Below are 24,843 nucleotides of genomic sequence, written 5' to 3' on the forward strand. Positions count from 1 at the left end.
AGTTCACGGCCGGGCCAGCAGTCGTTCTCACCGTCCCGACCCCAGCGTCCATAACCGAAGGACACCGACCATGCGCCGCGCCTTGATCGTCGTAGATGTGCAGAACGACTTCTGCGAGGGAGGCAGCCTCGCGGTGGCCGGCGGTGCCGACGTGGCCGCCGCCGTCACCGAGCTGATCGGGCAGGCGGCCGGGTCCGGCTACCAGCATGTCGTCGCCACCCGCGACCACCACATCGCCCCCGGCGGTCACTTCTCCACGAACCCCGACTTCGCCCACTCCTGGCCGGCGCACTGCGTCGCCGGTACGGAGGGCGTCGGCTTCCATCCGAACTTCGCCCCCGCGGTCGCCTCCGGCGCGATCGACGCCGTGTTCGACAAGGGCGCGTACGCGGCGGCGTACAGCGGGTTCGAGGGGGCCGACGAGAACGGCGTGCGGCTGGCCGACTGGCTGCGGGCCCGGGAGGTCACCGAGGTGGACGTGGTGGGCATCGCCACGGACCACTGTGTGCGGGCCACTGCCGTGGATGCCGTACGGGAAGGCTTCCGTACGCAGGTGCTGCTGGATCTGACCGCCGGGGTGGCCGCCGAGACCACGGAGCGGGCCCTGGAGGAGTTGCGTGAGGCGGGCGTGGAGCTGTCGGGGAAGCCGGTGGTCGCGTAGCGCTCCACGGGGTGCCGCGCTTGGCCGTCTGGCGGCTGCGGCGCCGTCGTGGCTGGTCGCGCCCACGCGGCGGAGCCGCGCATCGACACAGCCCCGCGCCCCTTCAGGGCGTTGCGGAGCCGCACATCGACAGCCCCGCGTCCCTTCAGGGCCTTGCGGAGCCGCACCTTTGCACAGCCCCCGCGTCCCTCAGGGCGTGGCAGCCGGGCGCCTCAGCAGCGCTCTGATCGGGTGCCACAGCTCCTGCATCAGCTCCGGTCCCGCCACGACACCGTTGTCAGGTGCCGTTCGCCATATCAGGCCGTCCGGGTGGTGCAGGACCGCCGTGATCTCGTCGGGCGACGGCGGGGCGGCGTTGCCCCGGAGGTAGACGGCGCGCATGCCCAGGTTGCGGAGCCTGGTCAGGGCTCGGGCGCGGTTCTGGGCGTGGACGAGGACACGGACGGAGCCCGTGCCGTCGGCGGTGGGTCTGGGCAGGTTCAGCGCCACCACCACGCTGCCGGTCGGCAGCTTGCAGAAACCTCCTGCGGCCATGCGGTCACACCCCCGTGCGAGTCGGTGTCAGGGTCGGTACCGGTGCCTGTGCCGGCACCGGTGTCAATAACGGAAGCACAGGGTGCACCTAAACACGATCGGCGGCAACCCCGCCAGGGGGTCACCGCCGATAGTGCTCTGACCTGCGAAAACGTGGATTACTTCACTGCAGGCCCAACCTCGACCGTGATCGTCGAGCCGTTCGAGGGCTCCTTGAGGATCTTGATCTTCGTGTTGGTGTCAGTGATCTTGACACCCGCCGTCGGGGTCGCCGCGTCGTAGTACGTGTTGGTGCGGTCGTTGAAGACCGGCACCCCCGCACGCGACGGGATCCTCGTCGCGACGTCCGCGTTGTGCAGCGTCATGCCGTCCGTGCGGAACGTGCTGAACGGCGAGTCGTAGGACTGGATGCGGTTGCGCATCAGCGTGCCGTCGGACCACTTCAGCGGCGTCGGGTGGGAGTCGACCGGGAGGATCAGACCGACACCCTGGTGCTGGCTGGTGTTGTTGTCCGCCTGCGAGGTGTCCCACTTCCAGATCAACAGGCCGTTCTGGTACGCGTAGTGCTCCACCCAGTCCGGACGGGTCGACGAGAAGCCGAAGTTGTACGGGCCCGTCTTCAGCGTCTTGTCGTACGACACGTACTGGCGGTTCTCGGCGAGGTAGTACTGCTCGTAGTCCTTGGTGAAGGAAGCGCCCATCCGCTTGAAGCCGGTCGCCGTCCAGGCGTTGTCCACGCTCTCCACGTCGTCCGAGAAGACCGCGGAGCCGTCGGCGGTGACCGCGATCCGGTCGGCCGTGAAGCCCTTCATCGACAGACCGCCGTCGGTCGCGTAGCGGAAGCGAAGGTCGATCTTCTTGCCGGCGTAGGCGTCGAGCGGATAGACGAGCTTCTGGTACGCGTCGCTCGCGCCGCTGAGCGCCGGCTTGTCGCTGCCGTCACGGCTGATCGCGTTGCCGTTCGCCGTGCCGTCGATCGCCGTCCAGTTGGCGCCGCCGTCGGTCGACACCTCGGTGTAGAGGTAGTCGTACCCCTTCTCGATCTCCCACCACCCGTCGAGGGTCAGGGAGGCGGAGGACTTGCCGGTGAGGTCCACGGAACGGCTGAGCGTGTTCTTCAGGTTGTTGCCGCTGCCGCTCCACCACTGGGTCGCGCCCTGCGCGGGAGTCACGAGCTCGGTGGTGACGGCCTTCTTCGGCAGCTCGACCACAAGGGCCTGCTTGTGCCGGGTGTTGTACTCGGCCAGGCCCAGCTTGTGCTCGGACGTCGTCGCGGCCTTCGCCCGGTCGTAGTTCAGCCAGCCCAGCTGGAGCTTGTCCCAGGCGGTCATGTCGCCGGGCAGGTCACCGATCTCCTTCTTGCCGGTGCCGAGCCAGGAACCGGAGGACATCAGGGTCCAGAAGCCGGTGGAGTTCTCGCCGCCCGCGGTGTCGTAGTGGTCCGGCAGACCGAGGTCGTGGCCGTACTCGTGGGCGAAGACGCCGAGGCCGCCGTTCTCCGGCTGGACGGTGTAGTCGCCGACCCAGATGCCGGTGGAGCCGATCTGGGCGCCGCCCATCCTGTTGTCCGCGGGGCCGGTGGCGCCGGCGTCGGTGCCGAACGCGTACCAGCGGTGGGCCCAGATCGCGTCGGTGCCCTGGGCGCCGCCGCCCGCGGACTCGTCCTCACCGGCGTGCACGACCTGGAAGTGGTCGATGTAGCCGTCGGCCTCGTTGAAGTCGCCGTCACCGTCGAAGTCGTTACGGTCCCACTGGTCGAACTTCGTGACGTCCGCCTTGATCTCCGCGTCGGTCTTCCCAGCTGCCTTCTGCTGGGCGACCCACGCGTTGAGACCGTCGCTGACGACGTTCCAGACGCTGGGGCAGTTGGTCTCGCCGCAGGCGTTGTTGCCGTAGCGGGCCTCGTTGTAGGGGACCTTGACCCAGTCGGTGACCTCGCCGTCGACCGAGTAGCGGCCGGAGGACTGCCTCTCGTAGTACTTCTTCAGCGACTCGGTCTTCTTGCCGGTGCCGAAGTAGAGGTCCTGGTAGTGCTTCTGGTTGTAGTCCGCCTGCCAGGCCGTCGAGTTGTCCTTCTTGCGGTCGGGCTGGGCTATCTGGTTGTGGGCCGGGCCGGGCGTGCCGCCGAACTCGCTGATCTGGTCGCCGAACTCGACCAGGATCGTGAAGATCTTGTCGGTCTTCTCGCGGCCCAGCTCGACGTACTTGCTGTCGCCCTTCTTGCTCTTGAGCTCGACGACCTGCGAGCCGTCGCGCTTCTGCACCTTGGCCCGGCCGGATATGACCTGGTTCAGGGCCTCTTCGCGCTGAGCCTCCCGAGTCTTGGTCATCGGGCCGTCGAGGTCGTGATCGGCGTGGGTGTGCTCCGCCGGGTCGTGCCGCTCCACGGCCGCCGGCGCGCCTTCGTCGGCCTGAGCCACCGCGAAGGTCGAGAACGTCGCCGCTGCCGTCGTGAGCGCGACGGCTGTTGCCGCCGTTCTGAACGTCCAGGGTCTGCTGGTCACTTGCTTCCTCCCCCGCGTCCGGGCACGCGGAAGGGAGGGTCCTGGTCATGGAGGTTCCCGCGAGCGCCTGATCAACGCGTGTAGTCAAGTGACGACATTTGACTAGAGGTTAGTCAGAAAAAACAGACCTTGACTTGAACAGGTCAATTGCACTATGCGAAGTCGATGTTCGTTTAGCGGACAACAACCTTTTCGGTAACGGCGCGTTGCGCTGTCCACTTGCTGGACGAGATGACTCCGTGCGCCCCCCGTGCATCGGCACTGTTGGTTAGGTCACGCTTACGGTTTGTTCCTCTCGGGCATGCACGCGGTTAGAGTCGGATGGCGGAACGCCCGGACATCGGCGGAAAGCCAGGCCGAGACCCCCGTGCACCCCTGATTCCGAGGACACGATGATCATGCCTCGTCCGACTGCCGCACAGCTCGCTTACGGCTCGTGCACCGTGATCTTCTCGACGCTCGCCATGCTGCTGCTGTCACAGACGAGTTCGGGTGCGGGGATCGCGGTCATCGCCGTCGCGGCGCTGCTGCTCGGGCTCCTGGTCGCCATGACGGTGCCCATGCCCAAGAAGCCCCGCGTGGTGGCGGTGCGCAAGCCCGCCCGCGCCCGCGCCGACCGGGAACAGGCGGAGGAACCCGTACTGACCCAGTCCTGACACAGGCTCAGCCGCCGGTGCTGACCACCACCGTCTTCGCCGACTTGTCGTGCAGGCCCTGTTTGTAGGGCTTGTCGAAGAAGCTCCAGCCGCCGGCGATCACGGTCCAGATACAGGCGCAGCAGAACGCGAACGGGATCCACAGCACCGCTGCCCGGATCAGCGACGCCTGCACGGACGGTGTGGCGCCGTTTTCCAGGTTGGCGACCCGCATGTTGAGCAGCTTCTTGCCGAGCGTCTGCCCCGTCCTGGCGGTCATGACGGTGTCGTAGCCGATGAACAGCACGGCGGCGACCAGTGACTGCACGAAGGACTTGCTGTACTCCACCTCGTCGGTGTCCACGTCGTACTCGGTGACGCCGAATCCCCAGGTGAGCAGCCAGACGACGACGCCCACCAGGATCATGTCGATGATGCGGGCCAGCGTGCGCTTGCCGCTGTCGGCGAGCGGCGGCATCCCGGCGAGCGGGTCGGCGGGCTGACCGCCGCCGCCGTACGGGTCACCGCCGTAGGGGCCTCCATACGGGCCGCCGCCGTAGGAGGGCGGGGGTTGGCCGCCGTGCGGTGGCTGGTCACCGTACGGCGAACCCGAGCCCTCGGACGGAGGGGGCTGTTTCCTGAACGGGTCGTCTTCCGGGGGCTGCTGACCGGAGCCGGGAGGCGGTTCGCTGCTCATGGCCCGAGTCGACCGCGAACCGTCCGGCTCCGCATCCGGCACGGGGCCGTCCGGGGGTACGGATTCTTCCGGGCCGTTCGCCGTATGCGGTCAGCCCGCGACGAACGTACGCGCCGCCTTGTCGTGCCAGCACTGGTGCCAGGGCCGGTCGAACACGCACCACAGCACGCCGACGACGCCGACGACGAGCAGGCCGGGGATGCTGTAGACGAGCCAGCGCTTCAGGGCCGTGCCGAACTCCGGGGGCTCGTGCGCCTCGATGTCCCGCACCTCCAGGCCGAGCAGCTTCTTGCCCAGTGTGCGGCCCCACTTGGCGGTGGGCAGCACCTCGTAGGCGACGCCGAACAGGAGCAGGACGGCCAGGATGATGCCGAGATACGCCGAAGTGGTGCCGTCCAGCAGCCAGACGGTGACCGTCTCGCCGGAGAGCTTGGCGGCGTCGATCTTCTCGTTGACGTGGTCGATCGCCTTGGTGCCGAGCGGTACGGCGGCCACCGCGGTGACGGCGCCCAGCACGACGGTGTCCAGCAGCCGCGCGGCCAGCCGCTTGCCGAGGCCGGCGGGACGGGCGGCGGCCTGACGCATGGCGGCCGCCTGGAACGGGTCCATGGTCGGGGGCTTCCACGGGGCGACCGGCTGGTCGTCGTCGGGGCCCGCGAGCCGGTGGACCTGCTGCGCCCAGGAGGACTGGCCGCCGCCGGCGCCCGCCGCCATGGGCGCGCCGGAGCCGGCTGCCGCGGGCTGCGGGCCGCCCGACTGCTGGGGGATGCTCGGGGCGGCCTGCTGGGCCTGCTGCGGGCCGGAGAGGGCCGATGGGGCGGCGCCGGACGCCTGGGCGGCGGCTGCGGCCCCCGCGGCCGTCTGAGCCTGTCCCTGGGCCACGGCGGCCCGTTCGGCGGCGGCCTTCCCGGCGCCGAAGCCGGGGCCCTGCGGGGCGCCGGCCGCCGAGGGGCGGTCGGCGTCCGAACGTGCGGCGCCCGGGCCGGCGGACGCGCCGGTGCTCCCGCCCTGCGCCCCGGCCGCCTGGCCCTGCTGCCCCGTGCGCGGGGACACCGCGCGGATGGCCATGGTGCCGTCGGCGGGGGCGGGGATGCCGGGAGTGGCCTGCCCCGAGGCACCGGAGGACTGCGCTCCCCCGGCTCCGCCCGCCACGGGCCGGCGGATCATGAACGTGTCCCCGGACGCGACGCCCCCGGAGCCGGAGTCCGGCTCGGCGGGCGGAACGTGGGCCGAGCCGTCGGTACGGGCGGCGTGCCCGTCCGGCTGGGCCGCCGCGCGCGGGTCCCTCGGGTCGGGGTCCTGCTGGGCACCCCAGGAGACACGGTGGTCCTGCTCGCCGCCGAAGCCGGCCTGGTGGGCGGGGTCGGCACCCCAGGCGGACGCCGGCTCCGGGCGGCTGCCGTGCTGGGCCTGGCCGGCCGCGGGCTCCTGGGCCGGCTCCTCGTCGAAGAAGTGCGGGCCGGTCTCCTCGACCGAGGCGGCGCCCGGCGGCGGGGCGAGCGGTTCGCCGTCCGTCGGTGCCGGACGGCTGGTGCCCGGCACCCAGGAGGCACCGTTCCAGTACCGGACATATCCAGGAATGGACGGGTCCGGGTAATACCCTTCGCGGGGCCTGTCGTCACCTGGGGCCGGGGTTGGGGCGCTCATGTCCGTCGTCCGGTATCTGCTCGTGGGTCAAATAGGGGCCTCCACATCTATCAGACCGGCGCAACAAGCACCGCCAGTCCCGTAGGACCCACTCCTTTCCGGGCAACCTCGTACACGTACTTCACACGAGCCGAACCTTCCCGGAACCCAGCCACGAGCCACATCAGGACCCGCACGCGGAACCAGCCCGCAACACCGACCCCACGCCACCCATACGGGCACCGGCTACCCGCCCCCCGGCTGGGGGTCCGGGGGTCGGAACCCCCCCCCGGAGCGGCCCGGGAGGCGGTCCCGGAAAAAAGTTCCGTGAACCCGCGTAATGATCCGCGCCCCTGTTCCCTCTCCACTCGTACGGGCCCGCCCACAGGGCCCGCGGGAGCCACGCGAGAGGACACACACGCCATGCATCACACCGTCGTAGAGCGCGAGCTGGAGCTTCGGCTCATCCTGGGGCCCGAGCGGAGCATCCCGGTCGCGGCCCTGCTGAGCTATCACAGCGACGACCCGTACGCCGTGCACATCGCCTTCCACGTCAACTCCGACCACCCGGTGCACTGGACCTTCTCCCGCGATCTGCTCGTCGAGGGGGTGTTCCGGCCGTGCGGGCACGGGGACGTGCGGGTGTGGCCGACGAAGGCCGACGGGCGGAGCCTCGTGCTCATGGGGCTGAGCTCGCCCGACGGGGACGCCCTGCTGGAGGCCCCGGCGGCGCAGGTGTCGGCCTGGCTGGAGCGGACGTTGCGGCTGGTGCCGCCGGGGACGGAGGGCGAGCAGCTGGGGATCGACGACGCGCTTGACCAACTGCTCGCCCAGTGAGCCGTGCCGGTCAGAACAGCTTGCCCGGGTTCAGGAGGCCGAGCGGGTCGAAGACCTGTTTGATCCCGCGCTGCATCTCGACCCCGACCGGGCCGATCTCGCGCGCCAGCCACTCCTTCTTCAGGACGCCCACGCCGTGCTCGCCGGTGATCGTGCCGCCGAGTTCCAGGCCGAGGGCCATGATCTCGTCGAAGGACTCGCGGGCGCGCCGGGACTCGTCCTGGTCGGTCGCGTCGAAGCAGACGGTGGGGTGCGTGTTGCCGTCGCCGGCGTGGGCGACGACGCCGATGGTGAGCTGGTGTTTCTCGGCGATGCGCGCCACGCCCTCGATCAGGTCGGCGAGCCTCGACCGCGGCACGCAGACGTCGTCGATCATCGTCACGCCACGCACCGCTTCGAGCGCGGTGAGGGACAACCGGCGGGCCTGGAGGAGGAGTTCGGACTCGGCCGCGTCGTCCGCCGGAACCACCTGGGTGGCGCCGGCAGCCTCGCACAGCGCGCCGACGGCGGCGAGGTCGGCGGTCGGGTCCGGGGTGTCGAAGGCGGCCAGCAGGAGGGCCTCGGTCGTCTCCGGCAGCCCCATGTTCGCGATGCCGTTGACCGCCTTGACCGTCGTACGGTCCATCAGTTCCAGCAACGACGGGACGTGCCCGCCCTCCATGATCCGGCACACCGCGTCGCACGCGGCGGCCGCGGACGCGAACTCGGCGGCGAGCACCAGCTGCTGCGGCGGCTGCGGCTTCAGCGCCAGGACGGCCCGTACGACGATGCCGAGCGAGCCCTCGGAGCCGACGAAGAGGCGGGTCAGGTCGTATCCCGCGACGCCCTTGGCGGTGCGGCGGCCCGTCGTCATCAGGCGCCCGTCGGCGAGGACGACGTCCAGGCCGAGGACGTACTCCGCCGTCACCCCGTACTTCACGCAGCACAGGCCGCCGGAGGCGGTGCCGATGTTGCCGCCGATCGTGCACATCTCCCAGCTGGAGGGGTCCGGCGGGTAGTACAGGCCGAGTTCGCCCACCGCGCGGGAGAGGGCGGCGTTGATGACGCCGGGCTCGACGACGGCGATGCGGTCGACGGGATTGATCTCCAGGATGCGGTCCATCTTGGTCAGGGACAGCACGATGCAGCCGTCGGAGGCGTTGGCCCCGCCCGACAGGCCCGTGCGGGCGCCCTGCGGGACGACCGGGACGCGCAGCTCGGTGGCGGTGCGCATGACGTGCTGGACCTCTTCGACCGTGCGCGGCAGCACGACCACGGCGGGGGCGCCGGCCGGGCAGAAGCTGGCCATGTCGTTGGCGTAGGACGCCGTGATGTCGGGGTCGGTCAGGACGGCCTCGGCGGGCAGACCCGCGAGCAGCCGCTCGGTGAGGTCACCCCGGGCCTGGGCGGGTGCGGCTTCGATACGGCTCATGATCACAGCGTGACACCCGGGGCCATCGGTGTGAACCCCACGTACGGCAGCCGGGTTCGGGCGGGTGTGGTCGTCGTATTGACGCCACGTTTCACGCACAGTGAGCGCCATGGAGAACAGCGCCATGCGCAACAGCGTCACGGAGAGCAGCGCCGCCGGGAGCAGCGCCGCCGGGAGCACCGCCACGGAGAGCCTTGCCGCCGAGAACACCGCCACGCAGAGCCCTGCCACGGACGGCGGCACCTCGAAGGACGGGCAGGGCACGCCGGAGCGCCCGCGCAACCGGCGGCGGGTGCTGATCGCCTCGGTGGCGGGGTGCGTCGTGCTGGGCGGGGTGCTGACGCTGTTGCCGTGGGGGCCGGGCGGGACGGGTTCCCCGGCGCCGGCACCGGGGGCGCAGGCGCTGGCCGCGGTCACGACCGGGGTGGCGGCGGCGCTGCCCGATCTGGCGGTGCTGATCGACGAGCGCGAGGCTCACCTGCGGACGCATCCCGAGGACGCCCAGTCGTGGGCGGTGCTGGGGGCGGCGTATGTGGAGCAGGGGCGGCGGACCGCCGAGCCGGCGTACTACCCGAAGGCCGAGAAGGCGCTGCGTACGTCGCTGAGGGTGCGGGAGCGGAACGCCGAGGCGCTGGACGGCATGGCGGCGCTGGCGAACGCGCGGCGGGACTTCGGCGCGGCGCGGACGTGGAGCGAGGCGGCGCTGAAGGTGGACCGGAAGCGGTGGACGACGTATCCGCTGCTGATCGACGCGCAGACGGGGATGGGTGACTACAAGGCCGCCAAGCGGACGCTGGACCGGCTGCTGAAGCTGCGCTCGGGGCCGGCCGTACAGGCGCGGGCGGCGGCACTCTACCGGGACCGGGGCTGGCGGGAGGACGCGGCGGCGGCGCTGTCCGACGCGGCGGCGGGCGCCGAGGCCCCGGCCGAGCGGGCGGCGTATCTCGAACGGACCGGGCAACTCGCCTGGGAGCGCGGCGACCTGGAGGTGGCCCTGCGGAACTTCCAGGAGGCCGTGCGCCTCGACCCCGACCAGCGGGCCGCGCTCGCCGGGCAGGGGCGGACGCTGGCGGCGCTGGGCCGCACCACGGAGGCGCTGAACGCCTACCGGGCGGCCCTCGCCAAGCAGCCGCTCCCCGAATACGCGCTGGAACTGGGCGAGTTGTACGAGTCGCTGGGGCTGGGGCAGGCGGCGCGCGTCCAGTACGACCTGCTGCGCGAGCGGGCGGCGCGGGCCGCGGCCGGCGGGGTGGACGAGGAGCTGGTGCTGGGTCTCTTCGAGGCGGACCACGGTGACGCCGAGTTGGCCGTACGGCGGCTCAGGACGGAGTGGCGCCGGCAGCCGTCGATCGCGGTGGCCGACGCGCTGGGGTGGGCGCTGCACCGGGCCGGGGAGGACAAGGAGGCGCTGAAGTTCGCCCGCCGGGCGACCGACAAGCACAAGGGGGGTGGGGTGCGCAGCGCGCTGTACGCCTATCACCGGGGGATGATCGAGCGGGAGCTGGGGATGGCGGGGCCCGCGCGGCGGCACCTGGAGGAGGCGCTGCGGATCAATCCGTACTTCTCGCCGACCAGGGTGCCGCTGGCCGAGGCGGCCCTGGAGGAGCTCGGGGAACCGTCGGTGGAGGACGTACCGGACATGGACGCGAAGCCGCGGCGGAAGTGAGCCCTGCGCCACGGCCCCGAGGGGAGCCCCGCGACTTCGCCCCGGCGGGGCCCTACACCACTGCCGTGCCGATCAGCGCGTTGCGCGTCACCAGCCCGGCCAGCTCCTCCTCGCTCATCCCCGCCGTGCCCTCCGGGCGGCGCGGCAGCACCATGTAGCGGGACTCGGCGCTGGAGTCCCAGACCGTGACCTGGGTGCCGGGCGGCAACTCCACCCCGAACTCGGCGAGGACCGCGCGGGGTTCGCGGACCACGCGGGAGCGGTACGCCTCGGACTTGTACCAGCTGGGCGACGGGCCGAGGAGGCGCAGCGGGTAGCAGGAGCAGAGGGTGCAGACGATGACGTTGTGGGTGGTGGCGGTGTTCTCCACGACCCGCAGGCGCTGGTACGAGCCGTCCATGTAGCCGAGTTCCCGGACGGCCGCCGTTCCGTCCCGCAGCAGACGGGACTTGAACGCCTCGTCGGTCCACGCCCGCGCGACGACGCGCGCCCCGTTCGCGGGCGAGGACTCCGCCAGGAACGCGTCGATCACCTCGTCCACCTTCTCGCCGGTGACCAGGCCCTTCTCCTCCAGCAGGGTCTCCAGCCGCCGTACGCGCCGGGCGATCGTCGCGTCGGTGTGGTCACCGCTCATCGGCCGTCCCTCCCAAGTCGTCTGCCAGGTCGTCTTCCAGGTCTTCTGCCAGGTCGTCTTCCGAATCCTCCGCCAGGTCCTCTTCCAAGTAGCTCTCCCACAGGTCCAGTACGACGTGATGGTCGCCCTCGCCCCACAGGTCCCGCGCCTCGAAGCGGACCGCGTAGATCTGCTCGACGGGCGCGTCGCCGGATCCCCGCGCGCTGATGTCGGGCAGTTCGTCCGGGCCCTCCGGCTCGACGACCACGCCGCGCTTGCCGCGCGCGTACCGCGGCAGGCGGGTGTGGTGCGGCGGGTCGTGGTGGAAGGTGCGGACGCGGGTGCCGGGCGGGAAGCGGTCAGTCATCCAGCTCACCCGGTTCGATCACGCCCTTGCGCTCCAGCAGCACGCGGATCGCGGTGAACCAGCGCTCGTAGTACGACGCCGCCAGGTACTCCGCGGGCGGCATCGACTCGATCGCGTCCCGGAACTCGTTCGTGTTGAAGACGCCTTGCCCGCGCAGCGTGTTGAAGAGGCCGACGACCCGCGCCTCCCAGTCCGCGTGGAACGGCTCGGTGTCGTCGCTCGTGTCGATGGCACCGAACCCCTGCGTACCGCCGACGTCGTTGATCCTGGCCATGGGGTCAGCGTACGGCCGCCTCAGGCCGTCTGCGGCTTGTAGTAGATCGAGAACCTGCGTGCCCCCTCCTGCCCGGACGCGAGCCCCAGACAGAGCCGGGGCTCGGAGCCGTGGCGGACGGCGAGGCCCTCCGGTTCGCGGTGGTCGAGGGAGTGGCCGGCCTCGGTGCGCTGCCGGTCGAGCAGCCGGCCGGTGCGGATGTCGAGGCAGGAGACGTGGACGTTGCCGCGCTTGGCGGGCGGGTTGGTCCTGGCGTCGTAGGCGGTCCCGGCCAGCTGGTAGAGGTGGTCGCCGTGCAGGGCGTACCCCTGGAACGGGACCTTGGGGTCGGGATGGGCGCCGGTCTGCGGGAAGTCGGCGACCGGCTCGGAGTAGTCGCGGGCGACGAACGCGTCGAGGTCCCAGATCCGGTAGCGGGGCTTGTCGTCGACGCGGTGGCGGATGGCGATGCGCCGTGAGACCGGGCAGACGGACGGCTGGTTGTGGGTGGAGCCCGGGATCGGGTGGCGGACCTTGACGTCCTCGCGCGTGCGGACGGCGCCGTCGACGAAGCGGAAGCGGGTGACGCCCCTGCCGTAGCCGCCCTTGGCGTCGGCCTCGGTCCAGATCCACACGGTGCCGTCGGACGTGTGCTGCACGCCCATGCTGACGCCGTGCCCGAAGCCGCGCAGGTACATGTGGCCCAGGCGCTTGCCCCGGAGGTCGAGCCGGTTGAGGCAGAGGTCGCCGGCCGTGGAGCCGCCCCGGGTGAGCTGAAGGACGTAGAGATGCTCGTTCGCCTCGTCGAAGGCGAACGACTGAAGGATCGTCGGATCCTTGAGCGTGTCCTTCTTCCACAGCCAGCGCTCGGCCGGTATGGACAGGTCGAAGGGGTCCGCCACTCTTCTCTCCCCGAGGTCGTGCGGGCGCCCCGTGACGCCCGCACGACTGGAGAGGCCCGAGAGGGCCGTTGTGGTTGCGCTTTCTACGCTGTGCTGTCCAGGACTTCACGCTCTCCGCGAAAGCCTCATAGGTTGCCGCGCTTGGCCTGCTCCCGCTCGATCGCCTCGAACAGGGCCTTGAAGTTGCCCTTGCCGAAGCCCATGGAGCCGTGGCGTTCGATGATCTCGAAGAAGACCGTCGGACGGTCCTGGACCGGCTTGGTGAAGATCTGCAGCAGATAGCCGTCCTCGTCGCGGTCCGCGAGGATCTTCAGCTCGCGCAGGGTCTCGACGGGCACGCGGGTGTCGCCGACCCACTCGCCGAGGGTGTCGTAGTACGAGTCGGGGGTGTCGAGGAACTGGACGCCGGCCGCGCGCATCGTGCGGACCGTCGCCACGATGTCGTTCGTGTTGAGCGCGATGTGCTGGACGCCCGCGCCGCCGTAGAACTCCAGGTACTCGTCGATCTGGGACTTCTTCTTGGCGATGGCGGGCTCGTTGATCGGGAACTTGACCTTGAGCGTGCCGTCGGCCACGACCTTCGACATCAGCGCGCTGTACTCGGTCGCGATGTCGTCGCCCACGAACTCCTTCATGTTCGTGAAGCCCATGACCTTGTTGTAGAAGCCCACCCATTCGTTCATACGGCCGAGCTCGACGTTGCCCACGCAGTGGTCGATGGCCTGGAAGGTGCGCTGGGCGGGCGGTTCGACCATCGGCTTCGCGGTGACGTAGCCGGGCAGGTAGGGGCCGTCGTAGCCGGTGCGCTCGACGAGGGTGTGGCGGGTCTCGCCGTACGTCGCGATGGCGGCCAGGACGACCGTGCCGTGCTCGTCCTTCAGCTCGTACGGCTCGGTGACGGACGTGGCGCCGTGTTCGAGCGCGTACGCGTACGCCCGTCGCGCGTCCGGGACCTCGATCGCGAGGTCGACGACGCCGTCGCCGTGCTCGGCCACGTGCTGGGCGAGGAAGTGGCCCCAGGTGGTCGCGGGCTTGATGACGGAGGTGAGGACGAAACGGGCGGAGCCGTTCTCCAGCACGTAGCTCGCGGTCTCGCGGCTGCCGTTCTCCGGTCCGGAGTAGGCAACGAGGCGCATGCCGAAGGCGGTCGAGTAGTAGTGCGCCGCTTGCTTGGCGTTGCCCACGGCGAAGACGACCGCGTCCATTCCCTTGACCGGGAAGGGGTCGGCCTGCCGGGCGGTGTCGGGAGTGTGGTGTGTGGTCTGCGTCATAGGCGCAGCCTCACTCCGGTGGGGCAAGGTGCGCAATAGTTTGGTTTTTTGCTGGGCAACATGACCAGTTCAGGGACCGTTTCTGCGGGCTTCCTGTACAGGATGACCAACCCACCCGGGAGGCTGCTGTGGCGATCGATCATCTGGACGGGCGGATCATCCTGCTGCTGGCGCGCGAGCCCCGGATCGGGGTGCTGGAGATGTCCCGGCGGCTGGGGGTGGCCCGCGGGACCGTGCAGGCGCGCCTCGACCGGCTTCAGTCGAACGGAGTCATCCGCGGGTTCGGTCCCGAGGTGGATCCGGCGGCGCTCGGGTATCCCGTCACCGCCTTCGCGACGCTACAGATCCGGCAGGGGCAAGGAGCCGACGTACGGGCGCACTTGGCGACCGTGCCGGAGGTGCTGGAGCTGCACACGACCACCGGCACCGGGGACATGCTGTGCCGCCTCGTGGCGCGTTCCAACGCCGATCTCCAGCGTGTGATCGACCGGGTTGTCGGTTTCGATGGGATCGTCCGGGCCTCCACGGCGATCGTGATGGAGAACCCCGTTCCGCTGCGGATCATCCCGTTGGTGGAGCAGGCGGCGGAGGACCGGGCGAACAGCTAGGCCGTGTCCGGCCTAGGCCCTTCGTTCGGAGCCCGCGACCTGGTGGGGTGAGTCCGCGTGAACTTCTGGGAGTACCTGGGCAACCGCCACCAGCAGCTGCTCACCGACGCCCTGCAGCACGCGAGCGCCGTCTTCCAGTGCATGGTCGTGGCGACCCTGCTCGGCGTGCTGATCGGCGTGGCCACGTACCGGAGCGAGTGGGCCGGCAACTTCGCCACGCTCACCACCTCGGGCATTCTGACCATTCCGTCGCTCGCCATGATCGGCCTGCTCATCCCGATCGTGGGGCTGGGCGTACCGCCCACGGTGATCACACTGACGCTGTACGGCCTGCTGCCGATCGTGCGCAACGCGATCGTCGGGCTGCGCGGCGTCGACCCGACCCTGGTGGACGCGGCCCGCGGCATCGGGATGTCCCGTCCCACGCAGCTGCTGAGGGTGGAGCTGCCGCTGGCCTGGCCGCCCATCCTGACCGGGATCCGGGTCTCCACGCAGATGCTGATGGGCATCGCGGCGATCGCGGCGTACGCCTCCGGCCCCGGCCTCGGCAATGTGATCTTCCGCGGGCTCGCCTCCCTGGGCAGCGCGAACGCGCTCAACCAGGTGCTCGCGGGCACGCTCGGGATCATCGTCCTGGCGCTGCTGTTCGACGCCGCGTACGTCCTGATCGGGCGACTGACCATCCCCAGGGGGATCCGTGTCCGATAGCGACAACCACGGCGCCTCCATCGAGCTGGAGAATCTGACCAAGCGCTACCCGGGCAGTCCGCAGCCGGCCGTGGACGACGTGAACATGGAGATCAAGGCGGGCGAGGTGGTCATCTTCGTCGGCCCCTCCGGGTGCGGGAAGTCCACGACGCTCAAGATGATCAACCGGCTGATCGAACCGACCGGTGGCCGTATCCGCATCGGCGGCGAGGACGTCACCGACATCGACCCGGTGAAGCTGCGCCGCAAGGTCGGCTACGCGATCCAGTCCGCCGGGCTCTTCCCGCACATGACGGTCGCGCAGAACATCGCGCTCGTCCCGAAGATGACCGGCTGGTCGAAGACGCGGATCACGTCGCGGGTCGAGGAGCTGCTCGACCTCGTCGGGCTGGACGTCGGGGAGTTCCGCGGCCGGTATCCGCGCCAGCTGTCCGGCGGCCAACAGCAACGTGTGGGCGTGGCACGGGCATTGGCGGCCGATCCGCCGGTCCTGCTGATGGACGAGCCGTTCGGCGCGGTCGATCCGATCACCCGTGATCATCTCCAGGACGAGTTGATCAGGCTGCAGCACGAGCTGCACAAGACGATCGTCTTCGTCACGCACGACTTCGACGAGGCGATCAAACTCGGTGACCGTATCGCCGTTCTGCGCGAACGGTCCCACATCGCTCAGTTCGACACCCCCGAGGCGATCCTCACCAACCCGGCGGACGACTTCGTGTCCGGGTTCGTGGGCGCCGGAGCGGCGCTGAAGAGACTGAACCTGACCCGCGTACGGGATGTGGAGATCACCGACTATCCGACGGTGACCGTCGACGACCCGCTCCAGGACATCTTCAACCGGCTCCGGTCCAGCGGCACCAACGAGATCCTGCTGCTCGACAAGCGCAGACGGCCCTACAAGTGGCTGCGGCGCGGCGACCTGATGCGGGCCCGGGGTTCGCTGGCGCGGGCCGGGACGCTGGTGCACGACACGGTGACCCGGGACGCCACCCTGCGGGACGCCCTGGAAGCGGTCCTCATCGACAACGCGGGGCGGGTCGCGGTGACCGGGCGGCGCGGTGAGTACACGGGCGTCGTCGACATGGAGACGCTGATGAACTCCGTGCACGAGTTGCTGGAGGCGGACCGGCTGGAGGCGCTGGAGGCCCAGCACGACCTGGAGGGGGCACGGGCCGACCGGACGCACGCCGAGCAGGAGGGCGGCGACGGAGGGGAGAAGAAGGCGTGAGCAGCCCCGAGGCCCCCAGGACGAGGCCGGCGGCACCGGAGGAACCCGACGACACGGGTGACATGGGTGACGCGGGCGGTACAGGTGACTTGGGTGACATGGGTGACACGGGTGACACGGCCGAGGGCCCCGCTCCCTCCCCCACCGCCGCGAAGCCCCCGCCCCGGAAGGTGAGCTGGCAGAAACTCACCTTCGTACCCGCGCTGCTGGTGGCGATGCTGCTCGCGACCTGGTTGTGGTTCCAGCAGGCCGACCTGGACGCGGTCTCCGAGAACGCGCTGTCGGGCGGTCAGGTCTCCAAGGCCCTGTGGCAGCACGTCGAACTGACGGTGATCTCCACCTTCTTCGTGCTGGTCATCGCGATCCCGCTGGGGATCCTGCTCACCCGGCGGGCGTTCCGGAAGGCGACCCCGGTGGCCATGGCGTTGGCCAACATGGGCCAGGCGGCCCCCGCGATCGGCCTCCTCGCCCTGCTGGTGATCTGGCTCGGCATCGGCCGGAAGGCCGCCCTGATCGGCATGATCGCGTATGCCGTCCTGCCCGTGCTGTCCAACACGATCGCCGGCCTCAAGGCGAACGACCCGACGCTGCTGGAGGCGGCACGCGGCATCGGCATGTCCCCGATGGGGGTGCTGACGCGGGTGGAACTGCCCCTCGCCGTCCCGCTGATCCTGGCCGGCGTCCGCACGGCTCTGGTCCTGAACGTCGGTACGGCCACCCTGGCGGTCTTCGGCGGGGGCGGCGGCCTGGGCGTGCTGATCACGGCCGGCATCACCAACCAGCGCATGCCGGTCCTGGTGCTGGGCTCGGTCCTCACGGTCGCCCTCGCCCTGCTGGTGGACTGGCTGGCCTCGCTGGCGGAAGTGCTGCTGCGGCCGCGGGGGTTGCAGACATGAGGCGTCGGACGGGCGTGCTCCTGGCGACGGGGCTGGTGGTGGCGGTCACGGCCTCCGGATGCGGCCTGACCAGCGGCTCCCCCATGGCCGACGACGTGCGCCCCGGGACCATCGGCCGGGGCGAGCCGCTCAGGGGCGCCGAGCTGACGGTGACGTCGAAGTCGTTCACCGAGCAGCTCATCCTCGGCGCGATCATGGGCATCGCCTTCGAGGCGGCGGGCGCGGAGGTGCTCGACCGCACCGGCATCCAGGGCTCCATCGGCAGCCGCGAGGCGGTGCGGAAGGGGGAGGCCGACGCCGGGTACGAGTACACGGGCACGGCCTGGATCACGTACCTGGGCCGCAGTGAGCCCATCGCCGACCCGCACGCGCAGTGGGAGGCGGTGCGCGAGGCCGACGCGAAGAACGGGGTGACCTGGCTCGAACCCTCCGCGCTGAACAACACCTACGCCCTGGCGATGAACCAGGCGAACCACAAGAAGTACCGCACGAACACCCTGTCCGAGGTCGCCGCGCTGTCGAAGTCCGACCCGGGCGCGGTGACGCTGTGCGTCGAGGTCGAGTTCGCCAACCGCGCGGACGGACTGCCGGGCATGGAGAAGGCGTACGGCATGGACGTGCCCGCGAAGAACATCACCCAGATGGACACCGGGATCATCTACACCCAGGTCGCGAAGGGCAGTTGCGGCTACGGCGAGGTGTTCACGACGGACGGCCGCATCAAGTCGATGAACCTCGTGGTGATGCGGGACGACAAGAAGTTCTTCCCCAACTACAACGCCGCCCCCATGGTCAACTCCAAGACCTTGAAGGAGTGGCCGGCCATCCCCGAGGTCCTCGACCCGATCAGCAGGAAGCTGAACAACACGGTGGCGCGGAACCTGAACGCGAAGGTGGACGTGGACGGGGAGGATCCGCATCAGGTGGCGTTGGACTGGATGAAGGAGGAGGGGTTCGTGAAGTGAGTGCGGGGGTGGCGCACCGCGCAGCCGCCCTAACAGGCAGGAACCGCGCCCTTCCCCGACTCCAGCGCCTCCAGTGCGCCCACCGCGCCCTTCAGCGTGGTCACCGGAATGAGCCGCAGGCCCTTCGGCAGTTCCGCCTTCGCGTCGGAGCACTCCGCTTTCGGTACCAGGAAGACCGTCGCCCCGTCCCGCTTGGCGGCCTGGGTCTTCAGGGACACGCCCCCGACCGCGCCGACCTTGCCGGCGGCGTCGATCGTGCCCGTGCCGGCGATGGTGCGGCCGCCGGTGAGGTCGCCGCCCACGCCGTCGCCGTTCAGCTTGTCGATGATGCCCAGGGAGAAGAGGAGGCCGGCGCTGGGGCCGCCCACGTCCGCGAGGGTCAGGGTGACCTTGACGTTCTTGTCGTCGAGGTCCAGGTAGTTCAGCGCGGCCTGGGTCGCGGAGTCCTGGGACTCCTTCATCTGCTCGGTGTTGTACCGCTCGATCTCCTGGGTGCTCTGCCCGCTCGGATAGACCGAGTCGCGCGGCATGACCGCCTCGTCCGTGCGGAACCAGGCGTCGAGTACGTCACCGAAGCGCACGTCCGTGTCGGGGGAGGTCGCCTCGATGGTCGTCATGCGCAGCTGGCCGCTCGTGTCCCGGGTCGGCGCACCGGAGATCGTGATCACCGGCTCGCCCTTGTTCTCGCCCAGCACGTCCGCCGTCAGGCCGGGCTGCGTCAGCGAGAACGGCAGGGGCGCGAAGGCCGCCGTGGCGAGCAGGGCCACGACCGGCAGGGCGCAGACGGCGACGGCCCGGGGGCGCGTGAGACGAGAGAACACGGGATCAATCTAACGTGGTGGCGGATTCCGGCCGGGTGCAGGTCGGGAGCTCCCCAGGTTGCCCCACCGAGGTCACGTACAAGATCTCGTCAGGTCACGTACAGGTCTCGTCAGGCGGGATACAGGTCTCGCCGCTCCTTGGTGAAGCGCCGCAGCGCCTCCGGCAGTGGCGCCACCCCGATGCCCGGCGTCCGCGGGACCGGAAGATGGCCGTCCACCAGCACGAACGGCTCCGTGATGTCCTCGGCGAAGTAGCGGCTGGAGGCTGACGTGTCGCCCGGGAGCGTGCAGCCGGGCAGGGCCGCCAGCGCCAGGTTCGGTGCGCGGCCGATCCCCGTCTCCAGCATGCCCCCGCACCACACCGGCACCCCGTGCGCGTACGCCACGTCATGGACCCGCCGCGCCTCCAGGTACCCCCCGACCCGCGCGGGCTTGACGTTCACGACCCGGCACGCGTCCATCGCGATCGCGGACGCGGTGTCGCGGGCGTTGTGCAGGGACTCGTCCAGGCAGACGGGGGTCGCGATGCGCTGCTGGAGACGGGCGTGGGCGTACAGGTTGTTCTCCGCCAGCGGCTCCTCGATCAGCAGCAGCCCGAACGCGTCGAGGCGCCGCAGATGCCCGGCGTCCGCGAGCGTGTACGCCGTGTTGGCGTCCACCTGGAGCGGCAGCTCCGCCCCGAAGCGCTCACGCACGGCCCGTACGGGCTCCAGATCCCAGCCGGGCTCGATCTTCAGCTTGATCCGGACGTATCCGTCGGCGAGATACCCCTCGACGTCGTCCAGCAGCTCGCCGACGGTCTCCCTGATCCCGACCGACACCCCGGCCGGTACCCGCTCCCGCACCGACCCGAGATACGTCGCCAGCGGCATCCCGTACGACCGCAGCTCCGCGTCGAGTACGGCCGTCTCCAGCGCCGCCTTGGCCAGCTCGTGCCCCTTGATCTTCTCCATCGCCGGGGCGAGGTGGGCCGTACCGAGCACGGGCAGCGCGGCGGCGCGCGGCAGCAGGAAGTCGCGCAGCACGAGCTCCGCGCCGGCCACGAACTCCGAGCAGTACAGCGGCTCGGGGTCGGCCGCGAACTCCGACCAGCCCTCGGCCGTGTCCGTGACGACGTGCAGCAGGAAGGTGTCCTTCGTCGTCATCGTGCCGAAGGACGTACGGAAGGGCCTGACCAGGGGGATCGCCACGTGGACGATCTCGACGCGGGCGAGTTTCACGAGGTGGCCTCCTGGCGGGCGAGCGTGTACCAACCGTCCCGGGACATACCCCTCGCGGTGAAGCCGTCGGCGAATGCCTTCGTGAACACCTCGCGCACGGCCCGCCGCCAGTGCAGCGCCAGCTCGGGATCGGCGGCCCGCAGCGCCACGACGTCGTCCGGCACCCGGCACCAGACGTACCGGTCGGCCGGGTCGCGACGGGCGAGGGGTCCGCCGTCGGGGGCCGTGTGGGTGGTGGGCGCGGCCTCGCGGTCACCGGTGCCGCCGGAGTCGTACGGCTGTCCGGGCTCGATCAGGTCCCAGGCCACCGTCAGCCGGTCGGTCTCGTCGCCGTCGTTCACGCCGTCCGCCATGGGGCCGTAGAAGTCGACGAGGTACTCGGTGCCGACAGCGCCCAGCTTGACGAGGTTGAACCGGGCGTTACGGCCGACCAGCGGGTCGAAGGTCCAGCGCATCGTGCGCGCCCCGAGCTCCACCGCCCAGGCCCGCTGCGCCTGCTTGACCCGCACCCCGAGCCCCTGTTCGGCGGCGGCCATCAGGGAGTACGTCTCCCGCAGCGCGGGCGGCCCGAACACGGCGACGCTGGCGCCGGCCAGCCGCTGCCCGTCGTACGCGGCGTGCACCGCCCCGCCCGCGTGGGCGAGGCTGTGCAGCGTCTCGGGCAGTACGGGCGGCGCGCTGCGGGGCGTGTGCCATACGTCGCTGAAGTAGTCGGCGACGGCGGCGAACCCGGCGACGTCGTGGACGGTGCGGACGATGAGTGAGGTCATGCTCCGAGTGTCGAGGTGGTGACGGGCCTTCGCCCAGACCTCGGACGGCGCGTCACCGCAGTGCCTCCGCCACCTCCCGCGCCGCGTCCACGACCCGCGGTCCCACCCGCTCCGGCACCGCGTCGGCCAGCATCACCACGCCCACGCTGCCCTCGACGCCGGTGACGCCGATCAACGGCGCGGCCGCCCCGCTCGCTCCCGCCTCCAACTCCCCGTGGGTCAGGGTGTATCCGGGATCGTCCAGCGGCTGGTGCCGGGCGGAGAGGATCGCCCGGCCCGCGGCCCCGCGGTCCAGGGGATGCCGGAATCCGGCCCGATAGGCCACGTGATAGTCCGTCCAGGTCGGTTCGACCACTGCGACGGCCAGTGCCTCCGTACCGTCCACCAGCGTCAGATGGGCCGTCGCCCCGATGTCCTCGGCGAGCGAGCGCAGCGCGGGCAGCGCGGCCTCCCGTACCAGCGGATGCACCTGTCGGCCCAGTCGCAGCACGCCCAGCCCGACCCGGGCGCGGCCGCCCAGGTCACGGCGTACGAGTGCGTGCTGTTCAAGGGTGGCGAGCAGCCGGTACACAACGGTCCGGTTCACGCCCAGTTTGTTGGAAAGCTCGGTGACGGTCAGCCCGTGGTCCGTGTCGGCCAGCAGCTTGAGGACGCGCAGTCCTCGGTCGAGCGTCTGAGAGGTCTCCGCGGTCACGACGCCCACTCCTTAGTGGTGAGGTCGGCAGCCCCCTCGCGGCGGATGCGTCACCGAGTCCCGTCAGTGACGCGCTTCAGAGGCCGCCGATCGGCCGGCGGCCCGGGCTGTCCCGAACCGCGTCGCTTCACGGCTGCGCTCCGCGGCGGCGCTGCCACGGGGCGTGTGCGTAGCGGGACATTAGCGAAACCGGTTCGCTGAGCGGAAGGCTCCGTCCAGAATCCGGGCAGCGACGGGTACGGACCACGCCCGTTCGTCCTGGTATATACGGCACACGGAACGCCCTGGCAGGCGCGGAACCTTCTGACATGCGCGGAACGCCTGAGCGGCGCGGAGCGCTTGAGGGGCGCGGGGCTGTGTCGATATGCGGCTCCCCCGCGTGGGCGCGGCAAGCCCCCACCGGCCCGCGGCCAAACACGACAGGCACCCCACCGCACACCCCGGCCAAGGCACAGCGCCCAGCGTCAGCGCATACGCGTGGCCCACTCCTGCACCTTGGCGATCCGCTGCCGCAACTGCCCCGCCGTCGCCTCCGCGCTCGGCGGCCCCCCGCACACCCGCCGCAGCTCGGTGTGAATGACCCCGTGCGGCTTGCCGCTCTGGTGGACGTACGCGCTGACCATGGTGTTGAGCTGCTTACGGAGCTCCATCATCTCCTTGTGCGAGACGACGGGCCGCCGTTCGGCGGGCAGCTCCAGCAGGTCGGCCTCGGCGTCCGGCTTCTTACGGCTGTGCGCGATCTGCCGTGCCTGCCGCTTCTGGAGGAGCAGCTGCACCTGGTCCGGCTCAAGCAGCCCCGGAATCCCGAGGTAGTCCTGCTCCTCCTCGCTCCCCGGGTGGGCCTGCATGCCGAACTCGGCGCCGTCGTAGAGCACCCGGTCGAAGACGGCCTCGGACTCCAGCGCCTCGAAGGAGAACTGCTCCTGCTCGCCGGTGTCCTCGTCCTGCTCCTTGTTCGCCTCCTCCATCTCCTTCTCGGATTCGGCGTACGGGTCCTCCTCGCCCTCCTTCTTCGGCTTGTCGAGGGCGTGGTCGCGCTCGACCTCCATCTCGTTGGCGAAGGTGAGGAGGTCGGGGACGGTCGGGAGGAAGACGGAGGCGGTCTCACCGCGCCGGCGTGAACGCACGAAACGCCCGACGGCCTGCGCGAAGAAGAGCGGGGTGGAGATGGTGGTGGCGTACACGCCCACCGCCAGCCGAGGTACGTCGACGCCCTCGGACACCATCCGCACCGCGACCATCCACCGGTCGTTGTTGCCGCTGAAGTCGTCGATCCGCTTGGACGCGCCGGCGTCGTCGGAGAGGACGAGGGTCGCCTTGTTGCCGGTGATCTCGCGGATGAGTTTGGCGTAGGCGCGTGCGGAGTCCTGGTCGGAGGCGATGACGAGGGCGCCGGCGTCCGGGATGGCCTTCCTGACCTCGGTCAGCCGCTGGTCGGCGGCGCGCAGCACGCTGGGCATCCACTCACCGCGCGGGTCCAGGGCCGTACGCCAGGCCTGACTGATGGCGTCCTTGGTCATCGGCTCACCGAGCCGGGCGGCGATCTCGTCACCGGCCTTCGTCCGCCACCGCATGTTGCCGCTGTAGGAGAGGAAGATGACCGGCCGGACGACATGGTCGGCGAGCGCGTTGCCGTACCCGTAGGTGTAGTCGGCGGCGGACCGCCGGATCCCGTCGTTCCCCTCCTCGTACGTGACGAAGGGGATGGGGTTGGTGTCGGATCGGAAGGGCGTGCCGGTGAGCGCGAGGCGGCGCGTGGCGGGCTCGAACGCCTCAAGGCATGCCTCACCCCAGGACTTGGAGTCACCGGCGTGATGGATCTCGTCGAGGATCACCAGGGTCTTGCGCTGCTCGACCCGGTTCCGGTGGAGCATGGGCCGCACGCCGACACCGGCGTATGTGACGGCGACGCCCTGGTAGTCCTTGCCGAGCGGGCCCGCGCTGTACTCGGGATCGAGCTTGATCCCTATCCGCGCGGCGGCCTCCGCCCACTGCTTCTTCAGATGCTCGGTCGGCGCGACCACGGTGACCTGCTGCACGACATGGTGGTGCAGCAGCCAGGACGCCAGGGTGAGGGCGAAGGTCGTCTTGCCGGCGCCGGGCGTGGCGACCGCGAGGAAGTCACGCGGCTGCTCCTGGATGTACTTCTCCATCGCCCCCTGCTGCCAGGCACGCAGTTTGCTGGCGGTGCCCCAGGGGGCGCGGCCGGGGAAGGCGGGGGATAGGTGGTGCGAGGAGGAGGCGGCGGTGGTAGTCACGGTCTCCGTAAGGGGGGTCGCTCGGCTACGTATGACAACCGGGCCACCCTACCGGCGCCCCGGTTGGGTCAACGCACGGACCGGGCCGGGTCGACCGTGGGTGGGATCGAGGTCACACTCAGCGCGCGAAGCGCGGCAACTGGGCTGCGATCTTGGGCACGTCCAGCGCGCCCTGGCAGACGTCCAGCACGAACCGCTCGGCCTCGTCCACGTCGAAGTCCGAGTCCAGGGGGTGCCCATTCATGTGCAGAAAGACCCAGGTCGCGTACCAGGCGATGCGCTTGTTCCCGTCGACGAGGGCGTGGTTGCGGGCAAGGGACTCCATCAGCGCAGCGGCCTTCTGCCATACGTCCGGATAGGCGTCCTGCCCGAAGACACTCGACTGGGGACGCGCCAGCGCGGAATCCAGCAGCCCGTAGTCGCGCACCTCGTCCGCTCCGAGCCGCTGCGCCAGGTTCAGCAGCTCGGGCAGAGTGAGGTAGTGCATCAGGCGAGCCTCCGGTTCAGCTCCGCGCTGGCCTTCAGGACGTGCTCGGCAGCCTCGTTGAACAGCCGTGAGTGCTCGTTTATGGCCGCGATCACCGCGTCGTGCGCGAAGGCCTGCATGCTGCGCCCTTCCGCCGCCGCGCGCTCACGCAGGGCGTCGAGCTCTTCGTCCGAGAATCGCAGGTTCAGTCCAGCCATACCTCGACGGT

At 70.4% G+C, this 24,843-nt stretch carries 26 protein-coding genes; 9 read left to right on the forward strand and 17 right to left on the reverse strand.

Annotated elements, in window-relative coordinates:
- The first annotated feature begins 70 nt into the window (after positions 1-70).
- On the forward strand, positions 71-661 hold the full coding sequence (locus tag ADK36_RS24315) for an isochorismatase family protein (RefSeq protein WP_048583255.1): 591 nt from the start codon (positions 71-73) through the stop codon (positions 659-661).
- Positions 662-850: 189 nt separating this feature from the next.
- On the opposite strand, the gene ADK36_RS24320 is transcribed toward ADK36_RS24315, so the two are convergent.
- Both ADK36_RS24320 and ADK36_RS24325 read right to left on the reverse strand, forming a co-directional pair.
- Positions 851-1,195, reverse strand: coding sequence for a hypothetical protein (locus ADK36_RS24320; RefSeq protein WP_048583256.1), 345 nt, complete (start codon positions 1,193-1,195; stop codon positions 851-853).
- Positions 1,196-1,353: 158 nt separating this feature from the next.
- Positions 1,354-3,699: an immune inhibitor A domain-containing protein gene (locus ADK36_RS24325; protein ID WP_048583257.1), complete on the reverse strand. Its 2,346-nt coding sequence runs from the start codon at positions 3,697-3,699 to the stop codon at positions 1,354-1,356.
- A gap of 392 nt (positions 3,700-4,091) precedes the next feature.
- On the opposite strand from ADK36_RS24325, the gene ADK36_RS24330 reads away from it, so the two are divergent.
- Complete coding sequence (locus tag ADK36_RS24330) at positions 4,092-4,355, forward strand: hypothetical protein (protein ID WP_078916379.1); 264 nt, start codon at positions 4,092-4,094, stop codon at positions 4,353-4,355.
- A gap of 7 nt (positions 4,356-4,362) precedes the next feature.
- On the opposite strand, the gene ADK36_RS24335 is transcribed toward ADK36_RS24330, so the two are convergent.
- Positions 4,363-5,031: an RDD family protein gene (locus tag ADK36_RS24335; RefSeq protein WP_048583258.1), complete on the reverse strand. Its 669-nt coding sequence runs from the start codon at positions 5,029-5,031 to the stop codon at positions 4,363-4,365.
- 90 nt (positions 5,032-5,121) lie between these two features.
- Entirely contained in the window at positions 5,122-6,678 is a 1,557-nt protein-coding gene (locus tag ADK36_RS24340; RefSeq protein ID WP_078942596.1) for an RDD family protein, read from the reverse strand.
- Between the two features lie 402 nt (positions 6,679-7,080).
- On the opposite strand from ADK36_RS24340, the gene ADK36_RS24345 reads away from it, so the two are divergent.
- Positions 7,081-7,494 carry an SsgA family sporulation/cell division regulator gene (locus ADK36_RS24345; protein ID WP_048583260.1) on the forward strand — a complete coding sequence of 138 codons (414 nt, stop codon included), beginning with the start codon at positions 7,081-7,083 and terminating at the stop codon, positions 7,492-7,494.
- Positions 7,495-7,504: 10 nt separating this feature from the next.
- Here ADK36_RS24345 and ADK36_RS24350 read toward each other — a convergent pair whose 3' ends face one another.
- Positions 7,505-8,911: an FAD-binding oxidoreductase gene (locus ADK36_RS24350; protein ID WP_048583261.1), complete on the reverse strand. Its 1,407-nt coding sequence runs from the start codon at positions 8,909-8,911 to the stop codon at positions 7,505-7,507.
- A 103-nt stretch (positions 8,912-9,014) separates the two neighbouring features.
- On the opposite strand from ADK36_RS24350, the gene ADK36_RS24355 reads away from it, so the two are divergent.
- The gene (locus tag ADK36_RS24355; protein WP_078942597.1) at positions 9,015-10,571 is read left to right on the forward strand and encodes a tetratricopeptide repeat protein; all 1,557 of its coding nucleotides are present in this window, start codon (positions 9,015-9,017) and stop codon (positions 10,569-10,571) included.
- A gap of 52 nt (positions 10,572-10,623) precedes the next feature.
- Here the strand turns inward: ADK36_RS24355 and nthA are convergent, their stop codons facing one another.
- From nthA to hppD, 5 genes are all read right to left on the reverse strand, one after another.
- Positions 10,624-11,205: a nitrile hydratase subunit alpha gene (gene nthA, locus ADK36_RS24360; RefSeq protein ID WP_053199030.1), complete on the reverse strand. Its 582-nt coding sequence runs from the start codon at positions 11,203-11,205 to the stop codon at positions 10,624-10,626.
- Positions 11,195-11,551 (reverse strand): SH3-like domain-containing protein, encoded by a 357-nt coding sequence (locus ADK36_RS51005; RefSeq protein ID WP_267887419.1) that lies wholly within the window; start codon positions 11,549-11,551, stop codon positions 11,195-11,197. The genes nthA and ADK36_RS51005 overlap by 11 nt, the downstream gene beginning before the upstream one ends.
- Positions 11,544-11,825 carry an SH3-like domain-containing protein gene (locus ADK36_RS51010; RefSeq protein WP_053199032.1) on the reverse strand — a complete coding sequence of 94 codons (282 nt, stop codon included), beginning with the start codon at positions 11,823-11,825 and terminating at the stop codon, positions 11,544-11,546. Before ADK36_RS51010 ends, ADK36_RS51005 begins: the two co-directional genes overlap by 8 nt.
- Before the next feature lie 20 nt (positions 11,826-11,845).
- Positions 11,846-12,706 carry a Teichoic acid biosynthesis protein C (Precursor) gene (locus ADK36_RS24375; RefSeq protein WP_053199033.1) on the reverse strand — a complete coding sequence of 287 codons (861 nt, stop codon included), beginning with the start codon at positions 12,704-12,706 and terminating at the stop codon, positions 11,846-11,848.
- A 125-nt stretch (positions 12,707-12,831) separates the two neighbouring features.
- Positions 12,832-13,977, reverse strand: a complete 1,146-nt coding sequence (gene hppD / locus ADK36_RS24380) for a 4-hydroxyphenylpyruvate dioxygenase (protein ID WP_048583265.1) — start codon at positions 13,975-13,977, stop codon at positions 12,832-12,834.
- Positions 13,978-14,105: 128 nt separating this feature from the next.
- On the opposite strand from hppD, the gene ADK36_RS24385 reads away from it, so the two are divergent.
- The 5 genes from ADK36_RS24385 to ADK36_RS24405 all read left to right on the forward strand — a co-directional run bounded on the left by ADK36_RS24385 (position 14,106) and on the right by ADK36_RS24405 (position 18,385).
- A complete protein-coding gene (locus tag ADK36_RS24385) occupies positions 14,106-14,585 on the forward strand; it encodes an Lrp/AsnC family transcriptional regulator (RefSeq protein ID WP_030053507.1) in 480 nt (159 codons plus the stop codon).
- A gap of 57 nt (positions 14,586-14,642) precedes the next feature.
- The gene (locus tag ADK36_RS24390; protein WP_048583266.1) at positions 14,643-15,293 is read left to right on the forward strand and encodes an ABC transporter permease; all 651 of its coding nucleotides are present in this window, start codon (positions 14,643-14,645) and stop codon (positions 15,291-15,293) included.
- A complete protein-coding gene (locus ADK36_RS24395; protein ID WP_048583267.1) occupies positions 15,283-16,524 on the forward strand; it encodes a betaine/proline/choline family ABC transporter ATP-binding protein in 1,242 nt (413 codons plus the stop codon). Before ADK36_RS24390 ends, ADK36_RS24395 begins: the two co-directional genes overlap by 11 nt.
- A gap of 98 nt (positions 16,525-16,622) precedes the next feature.
- A complete protein-coding gene (locus ADK36_RS24400) occupies positions 16,623-17,420 on the forward strand; it encodes an ABC transporter permease (RefSeq protein WP_199830235.1) in 798 nt (265 codons plus the stop codon).
- Complete coding sequence (locus ADK36_RS24405) at positions 17,417-18,385, forward strand: glycine betaine ABC transporter substrate-binding protein (RefSeq protein ID WP_048583268.1); 969 nt, start codon at positions 17,417-17,419, stop codon at positions 18,383-18,385. Before ADK36_RS24400 ends, ADK36_RS24405 begins: the two co-directional genes overlap by 4 nt.
- A 29-nt stretch (positions 18,386-18,414) precedes the next feature.
- Here the strand turns inward: ADK36_RS24405 and ADK36_RS24410 are convergent, their stop codons facing one another.
- The 7 genes from ADK36_RS24410 to ADK36_RS24440 form a co-directional block, all read right to left on the reverse strand.
- Positions 18,415-19,206 carry a YlbL family protein gene (locus ADK36_RS24410; RefSeq protein ID WP_053199035.1) on the reverse strand — a complete coding sequence of 264 codons (792 nt, stop codon included), beginning with the start codon at positions 19,204-19,206 and terminating at the stop codon, positions 18,415-18,417.
- 110 nt (positions 19,207-19,316) lie between these two features.
- Positions 19,317-20,426: an o-succinylbenzoate synthase gene (gene menC / locus ADK36_RS24415; protein WP_048583270.1), complete on the reverse strand. Its 1,110-nt coding sequence runs from the start codon at positions 20,424-20,426 to the stop codon at positions 19,317-19,319.
- Positions 20,423-21,196, reverse strand: coding sequence for a chorismate synthase (locus ADK36_RS24420; protein WP_048583271.1), 774 nt, complete (start codon positions 21,194-21,196; stop codon positions 20,423-20,425). Before ADK36_RS24420 ends, menC begins: the two co-directional genes overlap by 4 nt.
- A 52-nt stretch (positions 21,197-21,248) precedes the next feature.
- Positions 21,249-21,890, reverse strand: coding sequence for an IclR family transcriptional regulator (locus tag ADK36_RS24425; RefSeq protein WP_048583272.1), 642 nt, complete (start codon positions 21,888-21,890; stop codon positions 21,249-21,251).
- Between the two features lie 464 nt (positions 21,891-22,354).
- A complete protein-coding gene (locus ADK36_RS24430; protein WP_048583273.1) occupies positions 22,355-24,148 on the reverse strand; it encodes a DEAD/DEAH box helicase in 1,794 nt (597 codons plus the stop codon).
- Positions 24,149-24,266: 118 nt separating this feature from the next.
- Positions 24,267-24,635: a type II toxin-antitoxin system death-on-curing family toxin gene (locus tag ADK36_RS24435; RefSeq protein WP_048583274.1), complete on the reverse strand. Its 369-nt coding sequence runs from the start codon at positions 24,633-24,635 to the stop codon at positions 24,267-24,269.
- Entirely contained in the window at positions 24,635-24,832 is a 198-nt protein-coding gene (locus tag ADK36_RS24440) for a hypothetical protein (protein ID WP_048583275.1), read from the reverse strand. The genes ADK36_RS24435 and ADK36_RS24440 overlap by 1 nt, the downstream gene beginning before the upstream one ends.
- Positions 24,833-24,843 lie beyond the last annotated feature (11 nt).

Source organism: Streptomyces viridochromogenes (assembly GCF_001270495.1).
In the GTDB taxonomy this organism is placed as follows: Bacteria; Actinomycetota; Actinomycetes; order Streptomycetales; family Streptomycetaceae; genus Streptomyces; species Streptomyces viridochromogenes_A.

Bases quoted from the DNA above. Each gene is read 5' to 3' on its own strand.
- ADK36_RS24315 (WP_048583255.1), top strand. From the start codon at position 71: ATGCGCCGCGCCTTGATCGTCGTAGATGTGCAGAACGACTTCTGCGAG.
- ADK36_RS24320 (WP_048583256.1), bottom strand. From the start codon at position 1,195: ATGGCCGCAGGAGGTTTCTGCAAGCTGCCGACCGGCAGCGTGGTGGTG.
- ADK36_RS24330 (WP_078916379.1), top strand. From the start codon at position 4,092: ATGATCATGCCTCGTCCGACTGCCGCACAGCTCGCTTACGGCTCGTGC.
- ADK36_RS24335 (WP_048583258.1), bottom strand. From the start codon at position 5,031: ATGAGCAGCGAACCGCCTCCCGGCTCCGGTCAGCAGCCCCCGGAAGAC.
- ADK36_RS24340 (WP_078942596.1), bottom strand. From the start codon at position 6,678: ATGAGCGCCCCAACCCCGGCCCCAGGTGACGACAGGCCCCGCGAAGGG.
- ADK36_RS24345 (WP_048583260.1), top strand. From the start codon at position 7,081: ATGCATCACACCGTCGTAGAGCGCGAGCTGGAGCTTCGGCTCATCCTG.
- ADK36_RS24355 (WP_078942597.1), top strand. From the start codon at position 9,015: ATGGAGAACAGCGCCATGCGCAACAGCGTCACGGAGAGCAGCGCCGCC.
- nthA (WP_053199030.1), bottom strand. From the start codon at position 11,205: ATGAGCGGTGACCACACCGACGCGACGATCGCCCGGCGCGTACGGCGG.
- ADK36_RS51005 (WP_267887419.1), bottom strand. From the start codon at position 11,551: ATGACTGACCGCTTCCCGCCCGGCACCCGCGTCCGCACCTTCCACCAC.
- ADK36_RS51010 (WP_053199032.1), bottom strand. From the start codon at position 11,825: ATGGCCAGGATCAACGACGTCGGCGGTACGCAGGGGTTCGGTGCCATC.
- hppD (WP_048583265.1), bottom strand. From the start codon at position 13,977: ATGACGCAGACCACACACCACACTCCCGACACCGCCCGGCAGGCCGAC.
- ADK36_RS24400 (WP_199830235.1), top strand. From the start codon at position 16,623: ATGGGTGACACGGGTGACACGGCCGAGGGCCCCGCTCCCTCCCCCACC.
- ADK36_RS24405 (WP_048583268.1), top strand. From the start codon at position 17,417: ATGAGGCGTCGGACGGGCGTGCTCCTGGCGACGGGGCTGGTGGTGGCG.
- ADK36_RS24420 (WP_048583271.1), bottom strand. From the start codon at position 21,196: ATGACCTCACTCATCGTCCGCACCGTCCACGACGTCGCCGGGTTCGCC.
- ADK36_RS24435 (WP_048583274.1), bottom strand. From the start codon at position 24,635: ATGCACTACCTCACTCTGCCCGAGCTGCTGAACCTGGCGCAGCGGCTC.
- ADK36_RS24440 (WP_048583275.1), bottom strand. From the start codon at position 24,832: ATGGCTGGACTGAACCTGCGATTCTCGGACGAAGAGCTCGACGCCCTG.